This is a genomic window from Shewanella maritima (genome assembly GCF_043643735.1).
GTDB classification, from domain to species: Bacteria; Pseudomonadota; Gammaproteobacteria; order Enterobacterales; family Shewanellaceae; genus Shewanella; species Shewanella maritima_A.
Genome location: NZ_JBHZSM010000001.1, coordinates 149,940 through 165,153 on the forward strand (window position 1 = coordinate 149,940; position 15,214 = coordinate 165,153).

The window sequence follows — 15,214 nt, forward strand, 5'->3', positions numbered from 1 at the left end:
TATCGACTTTAAAATGATGAGTAGAGGTTGCAGTGTTCATACATAAATTAAGTGATGTTGCGAGCAGCAATATTGGTGAAGGAACAAGAATCTGGCAATTTTCAGTTATTTTAGAAGGTGCCAGAATTGGAAAAGATTGCAATATTTGTGCTCATACTTTCATTGAAAACAAAGTATTAATTGGTCATCGAGTAACAATCAAATCAGGTGTCTATTTATGGGATGGCATTTTTATTGATGATGATGTCTTTATTGGCCCAAATGCCACCTTTACTAATGATAAATACCCTATTTCAAAGGTGTACTCAAAAGATATTTTAGAAACAAAAATTGCAAAAGGTGTATCCATTGGTGCCAACGCTACCATTTTACCTGGAATAACAATTGGAGAAGGCGCAATGGTGGGCGCAGGGGCTGTAGTCACTAGAAATGTCCCATCTAATACCCTTGTCGTAGGTAATCCAGCCAAAGTCATTAAGGTTTTACGTTAGGAAAAATTGAGTTAAGCCATTTGGGCAACCCCAAATACAATAAGATTCTTCGGAGGTAAATATGAATAATGTGACCTTGATAAAGTCACCCAGTTTCGGGGACGAAAGAGGAACGCTCATAGCATTTGAATCTGCCATAGATATACCTTTCGAAGTGAAAAGGGTGTACTGCATATATCATACAGAAGCGGGCGTATCTAGAGGGTTTCATGCTCACCGGAACTTAAAGCAATTTATTGTCTGTGTTTCTGGCAATTGTAGATTCAGAGTGCATGATGGCAAACATGCTGAAGACTATGCTTTAAACAGCCCTGAAAAAGGCCTACTTGTTGAAGGACTGATTTGGCGTGAAATGCATGACTTTAGTTCTGATTGTGTATTAATGGTTTTAGCCAGTGAACACTATGATGAGCAAGACTATATAAGAGACTTTAAACAATTTATCTCAATCACTAGAGAAGAAAAATCTAGCGCTACCTGATTGATTTATTTTAAATTTAGCAACCATTTAATCCATGGCACTTTTTAAATGACAAAATTTCTTGATTTACATTCAGTTAATCAACCTCATTCAAATAAGATAAGGGATGCGGTAAATCGTGTTGTCGACTCAGGCTGGTACATAAATGGCAATGAAGTATTACAATTTGAAAAAGAGTTCGCTGAATTTTGCGGTGTTAAACATGCCATTGGGGTGGGTAATGGATTAGATGCGTTAACCTTAATATTAAAAGCATGGCAAGCATTGGACAAACTAAAGCCGAATGATGAAGTCATTATTCCTGCTAATACCTTTATTGCCACAGCATTAGCCGCAACCAACTGTCAATTAAGCGTGGTGCTCGCTGATATAAACCCTGACACGTTTAATCTTTGTCCTAAATCGGTTGAAAGCGTCATTACCGAGAACACCAAAGTCATCATACCTGTGCATCTATATGGCCAACTGGTTGATATGGATGCAATCAACCAAATCGCCAAAAAATACAACCTCTTGATACTTGAGGATGCTGCGCAAGCGGCTGGAGCTAGCGCTCATACAACGCGCTCAGGTAATTTGGGCGATGCAGCAGGTTTTAGCTTTTACCCCGGCAAAAACTTGGGTGCGTTAGGTGATGGGGGCATGGTTACAACAAATGATCCTCAACTTGCAGATAAAGTTAGGCTATTGGCCAATTACGGCTCATTGAAAAAGTACCAACACAGTGAAATGGGTAGCAACAGTCGATTAGATGAAATACAAGCTGCAATTCTTTCTGTAAAACTGCCCCACCTTGAACAAGAGAATATGCAACGACGCTTAGTTGCCGAGCACTACGACCAAGCCATTAATAATAAATTTATCAGTTTACCCAAATTATCTAGCGATAAACGTCATGTATGGCATCTATATGTCATCACAACAAAACACCGAGAAGCACTAATGCAACACATGAGCGAACAGGGTATTCAGACAGCTATCCATTACCCATATACCATTAATAACCAACAAACATATGCAAGTCACAACTTATTACCTCAGCCCAATGCTGAAGCAATGCAGGATCAATTACTGTCTTTACCTATCAGCCCCGTGCTGAGTATTGATGATCAACAACGTGTAATTGACGCGGTGAATAGTTTTACGGTGGATTCATAATGACTAACAGGCACACATACGCTCGGCTAGGTTTCCTAGTTCACGCCGCAGAACTCTGTGTACATTTCCACGCGACCTGGCTTCTATTGGACGTTTCTGAGTTTGATGTTGTGATATATGGAACGCCTTACGAAAGAAGGAAAACTCGACAACTTGTTAACTCCATCGGGGTTAGAGCTGTTGATGCAGAATCAGTCATTACTGATAAATATCAATATGACGTCCTTATTTCAAACTTAAGCCTATTTAAAATTGCAGATAAGCCACTGACTAAGATATTGGGCAAATTCAATATTCGGCAAATGTATGCGCTAGGCAAAGGCAAACATAATTTCGCAAGCTGGAACAGCCATTATGATCTCATCATGTGTTTTGGTCCGTATCAGCGTGAGCGAATGGCGACAGTGTGCAACACACCTACAGTTGAAGTGGGATATCCAAGATACGATAGATTTTTCAATGAAAGCTATAACCATAAAGGAATGATGGAAGAGCTAGGGTTAGATCCAAATAAAAAAACTATCCTTTGGTTACCGACATGGTTACAACTTTCATCCATGGATGAATACGCAGAAGCTATTTCAGCGATATCAAATCAATACAATGTCATTGTAAAAACCCACCCTTTGTCACTTGAGGCTGAACCAGAACGAATTAAAACACTCAACACATTCGATTTTACTGTGATGATCAATGATGTGTATGACAATCTGGATCTATTCATTATCAGTGACTTTGTGATTTGTGACTATGGAGGCACCGCTTTCGGTGCGTTATACCTAGATTTAAACTTGTTGTTAGTCAACGTGGAAGATGCAGAACAAGACTCTCTTTCAGGGGAAGACTCACCAGACATACTGTTACGTGAAAGCATTATTAATATCGACAAAACTCAAAAGCATCTACTCTCAGACATTTTGCAGAACCAATCACTTTGGGATAAGCAAAGGCAAATAAGGCAGCAATTGAGGCAAACCTATTTCACCAATGAATATGGCACTGCATCACAACGAGTGGTTGAAGTCATTCACCAACAACTTGAGCGAGGATAATCATGGTAATTTGGTTAATCGGTATGTCAGGGTCTGGAAAAACCACAATAGGGAAAGAGCTATTCCAGAAAATGCAGGCAACAAAGCCTAATACGGTCCTGATTGATGGCGATCAGATACGAGAGATATTCAAGCACGATAAAGGTGATGCGCCATACACAATATCAGGGCGAAGAGCTAATGCCGAGCGGATACAAGCATTGTGTTATTGGCTTGAGCAACAAGGCATTGATGTAGTGTGCTGCATATTGTCATTGTTTCAAGACATTCAAGACAACAACCGTCGCAAATTCTCTGAATACCATGAAGTATTTGTTGATAGCCCGATAGAAACACTCATTAAACGTGACAATAAAGGCCTGTATCAGTCAGCATTATCGGGTGAGCAAACGAATGTCGTCGGTATCGACATCCCCTACACGCCACCAGCAAGCCCAGATTTGATCATTAACAACAGCTATCAACAACAAGATATTGGTAAATATGTAGAAGAAATCATCACTAGATGCGAGTTAACCAAATGAGTTATCAATATGCTCAAGGGGATTTATTAGCTGCCCCACAAACATATCAATACAGTGCTTATCAGGGTAAAGCCCTTGTCACATGGTGGAATGAAAGTCGCCAGAGTGTTATTACATCTTTGCCTGAGGCGCAGCAAATAACGCTGCCAGCAATATCGATAGAGCACACTATTCAAGATGTAATTAATACTGGAAAGTTACTCAGTGCTATGTGTGTGGTATACCGCAATTATTCCTCACACGAGCATACAAAAATCCAAAACCAATTGCAGCATTGGTTAACCGTTTTAATTAAAAAGTTTGAGGTCAGCAAACGCCTATATGAGTTTTATGAAGCGCAAACACCTCACAAGCGAGCGAGTGATAACTATCAAGCATTAAACACCTATTTGTTACTAGCTGAGTGCCTGATCTATGAGTGGAAAGTTGCGCCTAAAAGTTACCTTGCCAGTACTTTGTTAAAAATCTGCGATACACTTTGCACTCAAATCACTCACATGACACAACAGCAAAAAGCTCAATTTTCTTGGGTATTACAGCAAGAAAAAACGCTTCTCGAAGCTATTATGAATGATGAGGTCGCACAATGAAGCAACTCAACATCATATTACTGTGCGCATATAGTGCTCGCTCGAACGCTTATTTACAGGCGATTTCACAACACCAAAAACTCAAACATCAAATAAAAGCAATCGTCACTTACGGTGAAGACAATTATTCGATTCAATCTGAAAGGCAATTATCTCCTGTGGTGTTAGAGGCGTTATTTTGCCCTGATCTCACCTTACCTATTTCAGATGTAATAGATAGTTTCGATTGTGCTAAAACACATATCGAACAAAAATTCCTTGAAAATCCATCATTGCAACAAACACTTGCATCATATGAGCCTGACATCATCATTTACTCAGGGTATGGTGGGCAAATAGTGCCAGAGTCAATATTGGGGTTAGCTAATGTACTGCATGTACATAGTGGCTACTTACCTAATTTCCGTGGCAGCACGACCCTTTATCATGAAGTCATTGAACATAGTCAATGCGCTGCAAGTGCTATTTATCTTGAAAAAGACATAGACACAGGCCCAATTCTTAATCGAGAGCGTTATCCACTTCCTCCAAAAGGAATGGATGTTGACTACCTTTATGACAACCTTATTCGTGCAGACCTATTAGTGAAAACACTTGTACAAATAATTAATAATTACCAGCAAGTCATGCCACAACATAGCGAAATGCCTGCGTATTACATTATCCACCCTTTACTCAAGCACCTCGCCCTATTCAAGATTGATGCTCAAAATGAAGGCTTAAACCATGATTGATTTCGGGACAAAGTCAGAAACCTTAGCCAAATTAAGCTCTCAAACCAAGCAGAGTCGAATTCTGCCATTGATGTATTTTACTCAGCAGCAGTGGATGACCTCTCCATCAGAAGTGCTGTATGAAATAAAGTCTCAATTTCGTGAAGGTAAAGTCATTGTCAGAAGCAGTGCTATCAATGAGGATGGTGCCAACTCATCTATGGCTGGTGCATTTACGAGCGTACTAGATATCGATGTCACTTCTGAACAACAACTTGAAGGCGCAATCAATGATGTCATTGCATCGTTTGCTAACACGCCAACACTGTTAAACCAAGTGCTGATCCAGCCAATGCTCAAAGACATACAGATGAGCGGCGTAGTGATGACCCATGATATTCAAAATGGTGCGCCTTACTACACCATAAATTATGATGATGAGAGTGGAAAAACTGACACTATCACGGGTGGAATCGGTACACAAAAAACAGTATTGATTTACCGTGGCACTGCATTAGCGGATATTCGCTCAAGCCGTATTAGGCAACTTATTGTCGCTTGCCAAGAACTTGAGCTGCTTTTTGGGAAAGTACCACTCGATATCGAGTTTGCAATAAATACGCTTGAGCAAGTCTATATTTTGCAAGTAAGAAGAATCACATTAAGTAACACTTGGCACCCACTAACTGAAAAGCGGGTAGCTAGGCAATTACACTTTGTCAGCCAGTTTCTCACTCAACACCTATCGCGAAAGCCAAATGTATTTGGGGAATCATCTATTCTTGGTAGCATGCCAGATTGGAATCCAGCAGAAATTATTGGGGCAACACCGAGGCCACTAGCAAGTTCTTTATACCGCTATGTGATTACCGACAACATATGGTTAGTTGCACGGGAAAAAATGGGTTACTACGCGCCAGCTCAAAGAGAGCTGATGCAAGTTATCGCCAATCACCCCTACATAGATGTGAGAACCAGTTTCAACTCTTTTTTACCAAAAAGCATCGCACCAGATGTCGCAGAACGATTAATCGATGCTTGGATAATGAGACTATCTTCACACCCAGAGTTGCATGACAAAGTAGAGTTTGAAGTTGCATTTACCTGCTGCTTATTCAACTTTAAATCACAGTTTACTTCTCGTTATCCATCCCTGCTATCTGATGACGAATTAGACAGCTATCAACAGCAATTAACCGCACTAACGATGGCAGCACTTCAAGATGAGGGGGACGGAAGTTTATCAAAAGCACTAAGCGATATAGACACACTGGCAACGATACCTTCTCACACAACACATGAGACTGCTGAAGCCCAAATATCACATTTAAAACAACAATTAGCGTTAACGAAAACATTAGGTACGTTACCCTTTTCAATTATTGCTCGACATGCTTTTATTGCTGAATCACTGCTTCATTCAGCTGTAGAGTACGGTGCCCTTTCCCCATCAAGGCTTAACCAATGGAAACGTTCCATCTCAACAGTTTCAGGCAAACTGACCCAACACTATGCAGACGTACTAAGTGGTTCACTGCATCGAGATGAGTTTATTAAACAGTTTGGCCATTTACGCCCTTCCACGTATGACATCACATCATTGAGATACGATGAAAGAAGTGACTTATTTACTAATTCAACAGAACACATTGCTAATAGCGCCAATGAGCTCGATGCCACATCATTCGAGTGGGCGCAAATAGAAACAGATAAGCTCACGACACTACTGCAGGAGAGTGGTTTAGATATTTCCGTTGAGCGACTTTTTTCCTATGCTCGTCAAGCGATTGAAGCCCGAGAGTATGCAAAATTTGTGTTTACAAAACACTTATCTGATTCTCTTCATGTTATTGAGCATTGGGGACTGAGTATTGGCTTATCAAGAGATGATTTGTCATACCTTGATTTAAAGGACATCATAGACACATTAACAGTTCCCCTTTTGGATACTCCTGATAGGCTATGGTTTGATAAAGTGAACCAAGCAAAATTAACCTACCAACAGTCCTGCTTATTGAAGCTCGGTCATTTGATCTGTCAGCCCGATGATGTATTTGTAGTGCCTTTGCATCGCGCCATGCCAAATTACATTACACTCGAAGTAGTAACCGGTACTTGCATCAAGCTAACAGCCGATACTTCTGCAGCAACTAACTTAGCCGGTAAAATTGTTTGTATAGAAAATGCCGATCCAGGCTTTGACTGGATCTTCACCAAGGGCATTTCAGGCCTCATCACTCAATATGGTGGAGCTAACTCCCATATGGCAATACGTTGTGCAGAATTTGGTATTCCCGCGGCCATCGGATGTGGAGAGCAACTATTTGAACAATTAGCACAATCACAGGTTGTACTTAATTGCCGTGATAAACAGATAGTGAAAACATCATAATGAAACGAATTGGCATTAGTTTAAGAAGTAGTCACGCAACTCACTATCACGAGCATAGAGACGCATTAGCTCGAGATTGGTATGCATTATTTGCTCAGTTTAAAAGTGACTTTACTTGGATAATGCTACCCAATATTGGACACGACATCGAAGCTTACATAAAGCAGTGGCAACTGGATGGCATTATTTTATCCGGCGGCGATGATATAGGCGCGGAGCCGATTCGAGATACAACCGAAGAGCATTTAATCAATTACTGCATCGATAACCAATTACCACTCCTGGGTATTTGTCGCGGCGCACAGTTGATAGCGTTGCATTATGGATGCAAGCTAACGCACATTGATACCAAGGACCATGTGAATAGTCGCCATCAATTCGCCACAACGACATTGCCTTGGGCGGCTTCACAGTTATTAAACGTAAATTCTTATCATTCATGTGCAGTACAACTGCCACTGCCGCCCCCCTTGAATACTTTTGCAACTGTTGAACAAGTTGCCGAAGGCTTTATACATCGTACAGCGCCAATTGTTGGCATCATGTGGCACCCCGAGCGAGAGAACAACATTAGTGATTTCGACCAACAATTATTTCAGTGGCTTTTTAAGTGAGGTAACGTGAAAGCAATCATTCTAGCTGCAGGCCGAGGCTCTAGGCTCGGAAACTTAACAGATAACGCGCCAAAACCATTAACAAAACTATTAGGTAAGCCATTGATAGAGTGGCAAATAGATGCTCTTCAACAAGCTGGGATTAACAGTATCAGCGTCATCAATGGCTACAATGGTCGTTTACTTGAAAAATACGGTGACTCACCAATTCACAACCCCAACTGGGATAAAGGCAATATGGTTCGAACCTTGCTGTGCGCCGACACATTATTGCAACAGCAAACAGTGATTGTGAGTTACGGGGACATTGTTTACCGCAATGATATTGTTAAACAGCTACTAAAAAACAACTCCCCTATTGCAACAACCTATGACACACAATGGAATCAACTCTGGTCAGAACGCTTTGATGATCCGCTTTCTGATGCCGAAACGTTTCAGCACAACAATGGACTATTGACCAATATTGGTGACAAGGCCACATCAATCAAACAAATTAATGGCCAGTATATGGGGTTAATTAAGTTCTCACCTTCAGGTTGGCAGCAAGTTAAAGCATATTTACACACGCTCAGTGAACAACAAATTAATCAACTCGATATGACATCGATGTTGTCTAATCTGCTTCACAATGGTGTTGATATTGCGGTAACACCAATCTCTGGTGGTTGGGTCGAGGTAGATAATCCGTCAGATATTGCATTGTATGAAGCAGCTATCTCACAGTCTAACTGGCATCATGACTGGCGCAACTAAAACTAAATCAGCGACTTTGACTGCAAAGTCGCTTAGCAATTAGCTATGTTGTTTGATAAGTTCAACTAATTCATACTCAAGATAATCGGCAAGTCCATGCCAGTCTTGCCTTTCTTGAGCTTGGAGTGCTAAACCCAGCAACTGCTGAAACTCAGGGGCATTTAATAGCGCTAGGTAATCTTTCTCTAGAGTATCTAAACATGTCACCAGCGCTTCAGCGGCCAAAGGTTCTTTGGCTTGTCTGAATAAGTGCGCTGTCCGGTTCAGTAACTCATAAATGGTTGGGGTCATGTTATTTGCCTCCTTGCTGAGTATAATTATCTTTCAATAACTCGACACCATGGATTTTCGCACCCTCTTCACTCGCTTGATAAAACTTGATATTGGCATGCCCAGAGATAAGCTGCTCAAGACTTCTTAAGTAACCGCGGAAATTTAAATCAGTTGCCACTTTTTCACCTTTCCCATTAATTACCCAATGCTTTTTAGTCTCTACACCTAACACACCTAATTTCCCATTCTCCCAAAAGGCATGTGTTCGATTATTCGGGTAAGAGAAATCTGTCCCAAAGAAGATGACAGATCTAGGAGACAGTTTTATCGCTAAATCAGCTGCTGGATGAAATACACTGCCATTCGCGAACAAGTTCAACCTAGGTAAAATAGCATTTAACGAAGCGTATAGTGCACTAGTGGTATAAGCACTATACCTCGGCCCTTTCCAAACATTAATTAAGCCAGGCTGCGTTCTTGGGAAATAAACTAATGAAGTAGCAGACAAGCACTCATGCCATACCATCGTTGCTGTAATTTTCTCATCTAACGTAACAATGATATCTGGCGTAATGCCTGCATTGACAAGCGCCTTCACAGCAACATCGACGCAAATCAACACATTGCCGTTTTGACGATGAAAATGTTTAATTGTCTCATACTGTGTTTCAAGCGTAGGCCCTGCAGCAACGACTAAAACTTGTTTTGCATCATAGCGTTCCAGTAGTAAAGCGGCGTCATCATCTCGCTTAATCAACGGCATCGTTTGGCTAATTCGCTCATTGATTTGAGGGTCATTTTGCTGATGTTTTATATTAGCAAACTCAACATTAAGCTGGTGCACCACCACATCACGAGTAATGGCATGCTCTTCGTCAGTTAACTGCAGATCTGCCGCTATCGGTATGAAATCATTTGGCAATTGGTACAGTGCAGGTTCATCAATTAAATTCACCCTGTCATCAGTCAACCATTCACTCTGATCGGTATAGGTGAGTAATAATTTCAATAGTGCAGCGTTAAGCAAATACACATCAATAGAGGTTAGCTTTTGATTATCCAGCAATAAACTGGGCACATCGCCCATACCAATACCAAACACATGCGCTTGGGTTGCTGAATCATCAATTGTATTTTCGATTAGTAACTGAGCTTCGGCAAGCCTGTCATGACGACTGCTTAACTGAATACCATTAACGGAAATCGTTTGATTATTGCCAGAGACTAAAGCGGCATCAAGACCATCAACATTTGCTAACTGTATTTGCTGTGCAATACTCGGCCAGCGTTGTGTAATGATACTGAGATTCGACTCAAGCAGTTCAGACATCCTAAATCCTTATTGGTGGTATGTATCAAATGCAATAGGTACAAGGATGTAAGGAAGTAGATATGGTCTCCCCACAAGGACTCGAACCCTGATCGGCCGCTTAGGAGGCGGCTGCTCTATCCTGTTGAGCTATAGGGAGACTGAGCTGATTATACTGAAATTCAGCACGATGAAAACCCTTATACTCAGTTTAAATCTGTTATCTTTTAATTGGTTAAATCTTGATCGCTATGTCACTAATCTGAATATTATCTGCCATCTCAATCCCCGTAATATTCGCTGTCGCGGTGTCCGCTGTCACTTGGTCTATTTGAACAGTTGCCCTACTTTTAGTTGCCACTGCACGCATCATATTTAGTCTGTCAGGGATATTACGTTGCAGTACAATTTGGAACTTATCACCCATTTTAACGCCGCTGTTTCGCCCCATGTTGATAATGATACGCTCGCCTTGGCGAGCTATAATTTGCCCAAGCAAAGGACGGCAGTTCAGCTCTTGATCCAATTCAGTCAAGCTCTGTTCAAACAGTTCAGTCAGTTTAGTACCATAAGCAGAAGCCCAGAATGTGCGTGAGTTGGTAGCTACAGCTTGATTACGTTTAAATTGCCAAGGGGCTGAAGTCATAAAAGATTTGTGCCATAACTGCTCGCCACTGATACCATGAAAAAGGGTTAACTTGTAACGCATTTGGCGTTCAGGGTAATGATTAATCAGGCCAAACAGATAGTTCTGCTCTTGTTCTGTCGACATATCCTCAATTTCAGCTTGAAGCATGTAGTGACTATCAGTGACTTTACTGGTCCATGTCGGCAAACTATTGCCGCGATAACTCGTTAATCTAATAGTGTTATCAATGCGTTCATTAGCAAATACCCGCGCAAAGCTATATTGGGAATATTCGTTAATCACTTCACCAAACTTTTCAGAAAAGTCGCGTTCAAAATCACTTAGTTGACCATAAGCGAGATCACGACGCTCTTTAATGTAGGCTTTGGGTAAGAAAATGGCAGCTCTTAATGAATGGGAACTACATTGTGCATTCACTTCCTGCTCTATCACTTCAAGTTGTAGCGTCACCGTCAAAACATCATCACTAATAATCTCACTGACCAGTTGGATGTCATTGGCAACTCCCATGCGTTGAATCGCAAATGAATCCTGTGTTAACTGTCCTTGTTGAGTCTGTTGCATGCTCGAAAAATTTACCCCAGCTTTTAAACTGGCGTAATTCAAAGCTTGGTTAATCGCCCCTTCACGCGCACGTTCAACATTGCCATTGACTATAGTTGCCGAGCCAGTGACTTGTACTTGCTCAGCCATTGCTGCAGATGAAAATAGCCATAACATTGCTAAGCACAGCAATAAACTGGATTTGTGTTTAATTAAAGAGGTTTTGACCGTGTTTAATTGCATCATCTTGTCCGCATGTCAGTTTTTTGTCTTTCATGTATAAACTAAATAAAAGCAAAAACTGTGCCTAAAATAATTTAAAAATTGAATCAGCTTTGCTCGCTATAAAACTCTCTTTGTATATCTGTAGGTAACAAGTTGAGTAACGCGTTTGGGGTGTTCGTTTTAGCTGTGCTACTGCATATTTTTCCCAAAAAGCAGATACACAAATTAAGCAGCATTGGTCAGACAAAATAGATAAAGTTCTTGTGATAAGTGCCGATAGCATAAACAGATAAGTTATATAGCCCTAAGGCTTGCTCTCACACTAAGGACATGTTGAATGGAAAATACATTTCTTCTGCCCATTACTGCAGTGGTTTTATTGGCATTAACTGGGTGCAATAGCACACCGGATACGTCAACTGATCCCAACTTCTTTCCCGCTGATGTTCACAGCAATATGCTAGTCTCAAGCGACGAACCAGAAGCACAAACCAATGAGCCGCAAACTCCTGCTATTAAAGCACCAAAGGGGCAAGTAAATAGATGGGCAACGGCGATAGCAAATGAGTTGGTAGCACACAACGATAGTCTGCGTAGCGACCAACCACTTGTGATTGCAACACCTGTATTAACGGGTAACTTCAACCAAACTAATGCGTTAGGTATGCAATTGCAGCAAGGGCTCATTAGCGCTTTTCATAAACAATATTTCAATGTTGTTGACATTAATGTCGCAAGCAATATTAGAGTCACTGAGCAAGGCGAGTTTTTACTTAGCCGAGACTGGCAACAATTGGCCAGTGACTTACCCGTCGCACACGTTCTTGTTTCCACCATGGAATTAACCCGTGAAGGTGTGGTTTATAACGGTCGTATCGTCAATGTCACGAATAACAGAGTTGTATCAACAACTCAGTCATTCGTTGCAGGGAATTCGTTATCAGGCTACTTGCAACCACCTCAAAAAATTGAACAACGTGATGGATTAATCTACCGTCATGCCGATGCTAGTCACGGCCGATATACAGTATTAGGAGATGCCAAATGAACAAGGTGTTGTTATTAATTGGCGCAATTGTGCTAAGTGGCTGTGTCAGTCAGGACAAATATGTACAATGGGAAACCGAAGCGCCTAATAGCTTCCCAACAATCACTGCTGTTGGTTACGCACCATTGGAAGGTCAACCTGGTAATAGTCAATCTCAAAAAGTGATTAACGCGATGCAAGCTTCAAAAATAGCTGCTTATCGCGAATTAGCAGAACAAGTGTACGGTCATAGGGTTAGTGCCAATAGTAATGTAGACGACTGGCTACTCACTGATGACAGCATAAAATCGAGCGTTAATGGTATTATTCGCGGTGCAAAAGTAGTTAAAACTTACCCATCTGGTGATTTTTATATCACAGAACTCTCATTGGACTTCGAACAGGTCTGGCAGCTTTATCAGCAGCAAAACCGTCCGAGAAAAGTGAAAGAAGTCACTTACTTCTAAAGATATTAAAAAACCGTTACCCGAGGGTAGCGGTTTTTTGTTGTTAACTCTAAATAACTCCGTATAAGAGGTGAAATAATTACCTAGAATTTCACGTCAAAGGCCAATGCACCGGCAACTTGGTTTTCAATATCTTCTGTAATATCAGGGCTACTCAGATTCATTTCACCACCAAAATAGTAACCTGCATAAGCAGAGAGACTGGTACTTTTAGATAATTGCCAACCCGCTCTTAAAAAGCCCACCCACTCTTCAATTTCAACTGTGATGTCGTCATTTTCAATCAAAAAGCGTTGCGTTCGTCTTGATGAACCAACTGAGAAATCCCAATCTTGATTCAACTGATAACGCAGCTCGAGGCCCGCTGGCCCACTGAAACCGACTTGGAAAGGGTTCGCTAACGACCAACGCTCACTTAGCTGCCAATCAATCGCTAAAAAAGGAACGACCTTACTTTCTTCAATGTCATTTAAATAGGCTGCACCTAATCCAATTGAATTACCAGACTCATAACGGTAAAGCCCCATGGCGACTAAACCATAACTTCTGGCATTTGATGAAGAGGCTGTGTTGGCATAGGCATATTGCATTTTAGGTGAAGCAATAAACATCCAGTGTTTGTTGGGACGGTAATTCACCGATAGCCCCACTTCATAACGATTAATAGAATCCCAAGGCACGCTGGCTGTAATAATGTCACTGTCTTGGTTTACATGCCAACCGTAATCTAAATTGTCATACCCGACACTCGCGCCGATAGACCATTGTCGGTTAATAGACATGGATGCCTCTAGATCCATCATCCAAACATTGCGTTTAAGTTGATTCCCATCATTACCAACATCAGCAGTACCTGTAGATACATGGGCTACCGATAGTTTAAACGGTGAATACTCATACTTTGCTATAGCTGGTGTTGTGATGAACAATGAACTTGCCATAAGTAAGGCAGTTTTTGTTGAAATCGTAGAGTTGACTCGAGAAGAAAGTGTCATAATTTTGCATCCATTCATAACTGTGGATTCTTGTTTTACTCTCACTCAACACTGGAACTAGCACTTTCATTCACCAAAACATAACTAGGAGATATTTTAGTGATAAAGCATGCCAACCATGAGAGTGGGCCTCTTTAAAACAATCATACGCAAAAAACGGTGACATAGTTTACATTTTTGTTATTTTTTTAATTTATACCTTTTATAGTCAAGTAATTAGAGTGGTCAAGTTCAATTTACGATCTTACTTCATAGGCTCGCAAAAACATGCTTGCAGTGTCAGCTAAATAACTTGTGCGCGACGCGGTTAATAATTGTGCATCTAAACCCAATTCAAGCCGCATTCTTTGCTCGCCAAATAACATTAAACAAAGTCGAACTGCACAATCGCGTGGTTTATCGAAGTGATACTTTCCGAGTTTATTGATTTCACAAAAGAAGCTTTCTAACAACTGAAATACATGCTCTGGACCAGCATCATAATAGAGTTGAGAGGTTTCTGGATGCGTATCATATTGCGCAACACAAGCTTTGAATACCGTCAACGCCTCTTCTGTCACTATCATTTCACCAAAATGCTCTGCAAAGGTGGCTAACGCCTTTTCAGGGTTAGCAGGATCATCTAGCAAATACCCCGTCAGTTGATGAACAACGCACTTTGATTCAATGGCGGAAATGAATAAGTCATCTTTAGATCCAAAATGAGAATAAACAGTTTGCTTTGATACACCCGCATGCTTGGCAACTTCGTCCATGCTGGTATTAGGGAAGCCATTATTACAAAACAATTCTATCGCTGACTGAAGCACCTGCCGACGTTTTTGTTCACTGCGGGACATTGGCACTTGTGCATCAGGATTAGTGATAATTTTTTTATTCATATAACGCTCTGCATTTTAAGATTTTTTGCTAATTCAGCTGCTGTATTCATTTAGCACTGACTGTATTAAATCAC

General features: G+C 41.0%; 17 protein-coding genes and 1 tRNA gene. 12 read left to right on the forward strand and 6 right to left on the reverse strand.

Annotation, left to right across the window (positions count from 1 at the left end):
* The first annotated feature begins 32 nt into the window (after positions 1 to 32).
* The 10 genes from ACHUGF_RS00615 (at position 33) to ACHUGF_RS00660 (ending at position 8,771) form a co-directional block, all read left to right on the forward strand.
* Entirely contained in the window at positions 33 to 491 is a 459-nt protein-coding gene (locus ACHUGF_RS00615; RefSeq protein WP_394128833.1) for an acyltransferase, read from the forward strand.
* 61 nt (positions 492 to 552) lie between these two features.
* Entirely contained in the window at positions 553 to 972 is a 420-nt protein-coding gene (locus ACHUGF_RS00620; protein ID WP_394128834.1) for a sugar 3,4-ketoisomerase, read from the forward strand.
* A gap of 48 nt (positions 973 to 1,020) precedes the next feature.
* The gene (locus ACHUGF_RS00625) at positions 1,021 to 2,130 is read left to right on the forward strand and encodes a DegT/DnrJ/EryC1/StrS family aminotransferase (RefSeq protein WP_394128835.1); all 1,110 of its coding nucleotides are present in this window, start codon (positions 1,021 to 1,023) and stop codon (positions 2,128 to 2,130) included.
* Complete coding sequence (locus ACHUGF_RS00630; protein ID WP_394128836.1) at positions 2,130 to 3,182, forward strand: CDP-glycerol glycerophosphotransferase family protein; 1,053 nt, start codon at positions 2,130 to 2,132, stop codon at positions 3,180 to 3,182. Before ACHUGF_RS00625 ends, ACHUGF_RS00630 begins: the two co-directional genes overlap by 1 nt.
* A 2-nt stretch (positions 3,183 to 3,184) precedes the next feature.
* Positions 3,185 to 3,706 (forward strand): adenylyl-sulfate kinase, encoded by a 522-nt coding sequence (locus ACHUGF_RS00635; RefSeq protein WP_394128837.1) that lies wholly within the window; start codon positions 3,185 to 3,187, stop codon positions 3,704 to 3,706.
* Positions 3,688 to 4,296, forward strand: a complete 609-nt coding sequence (locus ACHUGF_RS00640) for a hypothetical protein (protein ID WP_394128838.1) — start codon at positions 3,688 to 3,690, stop codon at positions 4,294 to 4,296. Before ACHUGF_RS00635 ends, ACHUGF_RS00640 begins: the two co-directional genes overlap by 19 nt.
* Positions 4,293 to 5,030 carry a formyltransferase family protein gene (locus tag ACHUGF_RS00645; RefSeq protein ID WP_394128839.1) on the forward strand — a complete coding sequence of 246 codons (738 nt, stop codon included), beginning with the start codon at positions 4,293 to 4,295 and terminating at the stop codon, positions 5,028 to 5,030. Before ACHUGF_RS00640 ends, ACHUGF_RS00645 begins: the two co-directional genes overlap by 4 nt.
* Complete coding sequence (locus ACHUGF_RS00650; protein ID WP_394128840.1) at positions 5,023 to 7,401, forward strand: PEP/pyruvate-binding domain-containing protein; 2,379 nt, start codon at positions 5,023 to 5,025, stop codon at positions 7,399 to 7,401. The genes ACHUGF_RS00645 and ACHUGF_RS00650 overlap by 8 nt, the downstream gene beginning before the upstream one ends.
* Positions 7,401 to 8,015, forward strand: coding sequence for a glutamine amidotransferase-related protein (locus ACHUGF_RS00655; RefSeq protein ID WP_394128841.1), 615 nt, complete (start codon positions 7,401 to 7,403; stop codon positions 8,013 to 8,015). The genes ACHUGF_RS00650 and ACHUGF_RS00655 overlap by 1 nt, the downstream gene beginning before the upstream one ends.
* Positions 8,016 to 8,021: 6 nt before the next feature.
* Positions 8,022 to 8,771, forward strand: coding sequence for a phosphocholine cytidylyltransferase family protein (locus tag ACHUGF_RS00660; protein ID WP_394128842.1), 750 nt, complete (start codon positions 8,022 to 8,024; stop codon positions 8,769 to 8,771).
* Between the two features lie 39 nt (positions 8,772 to 8,810).
* On the opposite strand, the gene ACHUGF_RS00665 is transcribed toward ACHUGF_RS00660, so the two are convergent.
* The 4 genes from ACHUGF_RS00665 to ACHUGF_RS00680 all read right to left on the reverse strand — a co-directional run bounded on the left by ACHUGF_RS00665 (position 8,811) and on the right by ACHUGF_RS00680 (position 11,791).
* The gene (locus ACHUGF_RS00665) at positions 8,811 to 9,062 is read right to left on the reverse strand and encodes a hypothetical protein (protein WP_394128843.1); all 252 of its coding nucleotides are present in this window, start codon (positions 9,060 to 9,062) and stop codon (positions 8,811 to 8,813) included.
* 1 nt (position 9,063) lies between these two features.
* Entirely contained in the window at positions 9,064 to 10,374 is a 1,311-nt protein-coding gene (locus tag ACHUGF_RS00670; protein ID WP_394128844.1) for a motility associated factor glycosyltransferase family protein, read from the reverse strand.
* Between the two features lie 63 nt (positions 10,375 to 10,437).
* Positions 10,438 to 10,513 (reverse strand) — tRNA-Arg (locus ACHUGF_RS00675).
* Between the two features lie 75 nt (positions 10,514 to 10,588).
* Complete coding sequence (locus tag ACHUGF_RS00680) at positions 10,589 to 11,791, reverse strand: flagellar assembly protein T N-terminal domain-containing protein (RefSeq protein ID WP_394128845.1); 1,203 nt, start codon at positions 11,789 to 11,791, stop codon at positions 10,589 to 10,591.
* Positions 11,792 to 12,107: 316 nt separating this feature from the next.
* Here ACHUGF_RS00680 and ACHUGF_RS00685 point away from each other — a divergent pair, with 316 nt between their 5' ends.
* Positions 12,108 to 12,818, forward strand: a complete 711-nt coding sequence (locus ACHUGF_RS00685) for a FlgO family outer membrane protein (protein WP_394128846.1) — start codon at positions 12,108 to 12,110, stop codon at positions 12,816 to 12,818.
* Entirely contained in the window at positions 12,815 to 13,264 is a 450-nt protein-coding gene (locus ACHUGF_RS00690; RefSeq protein ID WP_394128847.1) for an LPP20 family lipoprotein, read from the forward strand. The genes ACHUGF_RS00685 and ACHUGF_RS00690 overlap by 4 nt, the downstream gene beginning before the upstream one ends.
* 83 nt (positions 13,265 to 13,347) lie before the next feature.
* Here the strand turns inward: ACHUGF_RS00690 and ACHUGF_RS00695 are convergent, their stop codons facing one another.
* Both ACHUGF_RS00695 and ACHUGF_RS00700 read right to left on the reverse strand, forming a co-directional pair.
* A complete protein-coding gene (locus tag ACHUGF_RS00695) occupies positions 13,348 to 14,259 on the reverse strand; it encodes a DUF6268 family outer membrane beta-barrel protein (protein ID WP_394128848.1) in 912 nt (303 codons plus the stop codon).
* 236 nt (positions 14,260 to 14,495) lie between these two features.
* Entirely contained in the window at positions 14,496 to 15,140 is a 645-nt protein-coding gene (locus ACHUGF_RS00700; protein ID WP_394128849.1) for a TetR/AcrR family transcriptional regulator, read from the reverse strand.
* Between the last annotated feature and the right edge of the window lie 74 nt (positions 15,141 to 15,214).

Bases quoted from the DNA above. Each gene is read 5' to 3' on its own strand.
- ACHUGF_RS00655 (WP_394128841.1), top strand. From the start codon at position 7,401: ATGAAACGAATTGGCATTAGTTTAAGAAGTAGTCACGCAACTCACTAT.
- ACHUGF_RS00670 (WP_394128844.1), bottom strand. From the start codon at position 10,374: ATGTCTGAACTGCTTGAGTCGAATCTCAGTATCATTACACAACGCTGG.
- ACHUGF_RS00630 (WP_394128836.1), top strand. From the start codon at position 2,130: ATGACTAACAGGCACACATACGCTCGGCTAGGTTTCCTAGTTCACGCC.
- ACHUGF_RS00685 (WP_394128846.1), top strand. From the start codon at position 12,108: ATGGAAAATACATTTCTTCTGCCCATTACTGCAGTGGTTTTATTGGCA.
- ACHUGF_RS00690 (WP_394128847.1), top strand. From the start codon at position 12,815: ATGAACAAGGTGTTGTTATTAATTGGCGCAATTGTGCTAAGTGGCTGT.
- ACHUGF_RS00650 (WP_394128840.1), top strand. From the start codon at position 5,023: ATGATTGATTTCGGGACAAAGTCAGAAACCTTAGCCAAATTAAGCTCT.
- ACHUGF_RS00680 (WP_394128845.1), bottom strand. From the start codon at position 11,791: ATGATGCAATTAAACACGGTCAAAACCTCTTTAATTAAACACAAATCC.
- ACHUGF_RS00665 (WP_394128843.1), bottom strand. From the start codon at position 9,062: ATGACCCCAACCATTTATGAGTTACTGAACCGGACAGCGCACTTATTC.
- ACHUGF_RS00700 (WP_394128849.1), bottom strand. From the start codon at position 15,140: ATGAATAAAAAAATTATCACTAATCCTGATGCACAAGTGCCAATGTCC.
- ACHUGF_RS00640 (WP_394128838.1), top strand. From the start codon at position 3,688: ATGCGAGTTAACCAAATGAGTTATCAATATGCTCAAGGGGATTTATTA.
- ACHUGF_RS00620 (WP_394128834.1), top strand. From the start codon at position 553: ATGAATAATGTGACCTTGATAAAGTCACCCAGTTTCGGGGACGAAAGA.
- ACHUGF_RS00645 (WP_394128839.1), top strand. From the start codon at position 4,293: ATGAAGCAACTCAACATCATATTACTGTGCGCATATAGTGCTCGCTCG.
- ACHUGF_RS00625 (WP_394128835.1), top strand. From the start codon at position 1,021: ATGACAAAATTTCTTGATTTACATTCAGTTAATCAACCTCATTCAAAT.
- ACHUGF_RS00695 (WP_394128848.1), bottom strand. From the start codon at position 14,259: ATGACACTTTCTTCTCGAGTCAACTCTACGATTTCAACAAAAACTGCC.
- ACHUGF_RS00635 (WP_394128837.1), top strand. From the start codon at position 3,185: ATGGTAATTTGGTTAATCGGTATGTCAGGGTCTGGAAAAACCACAATA.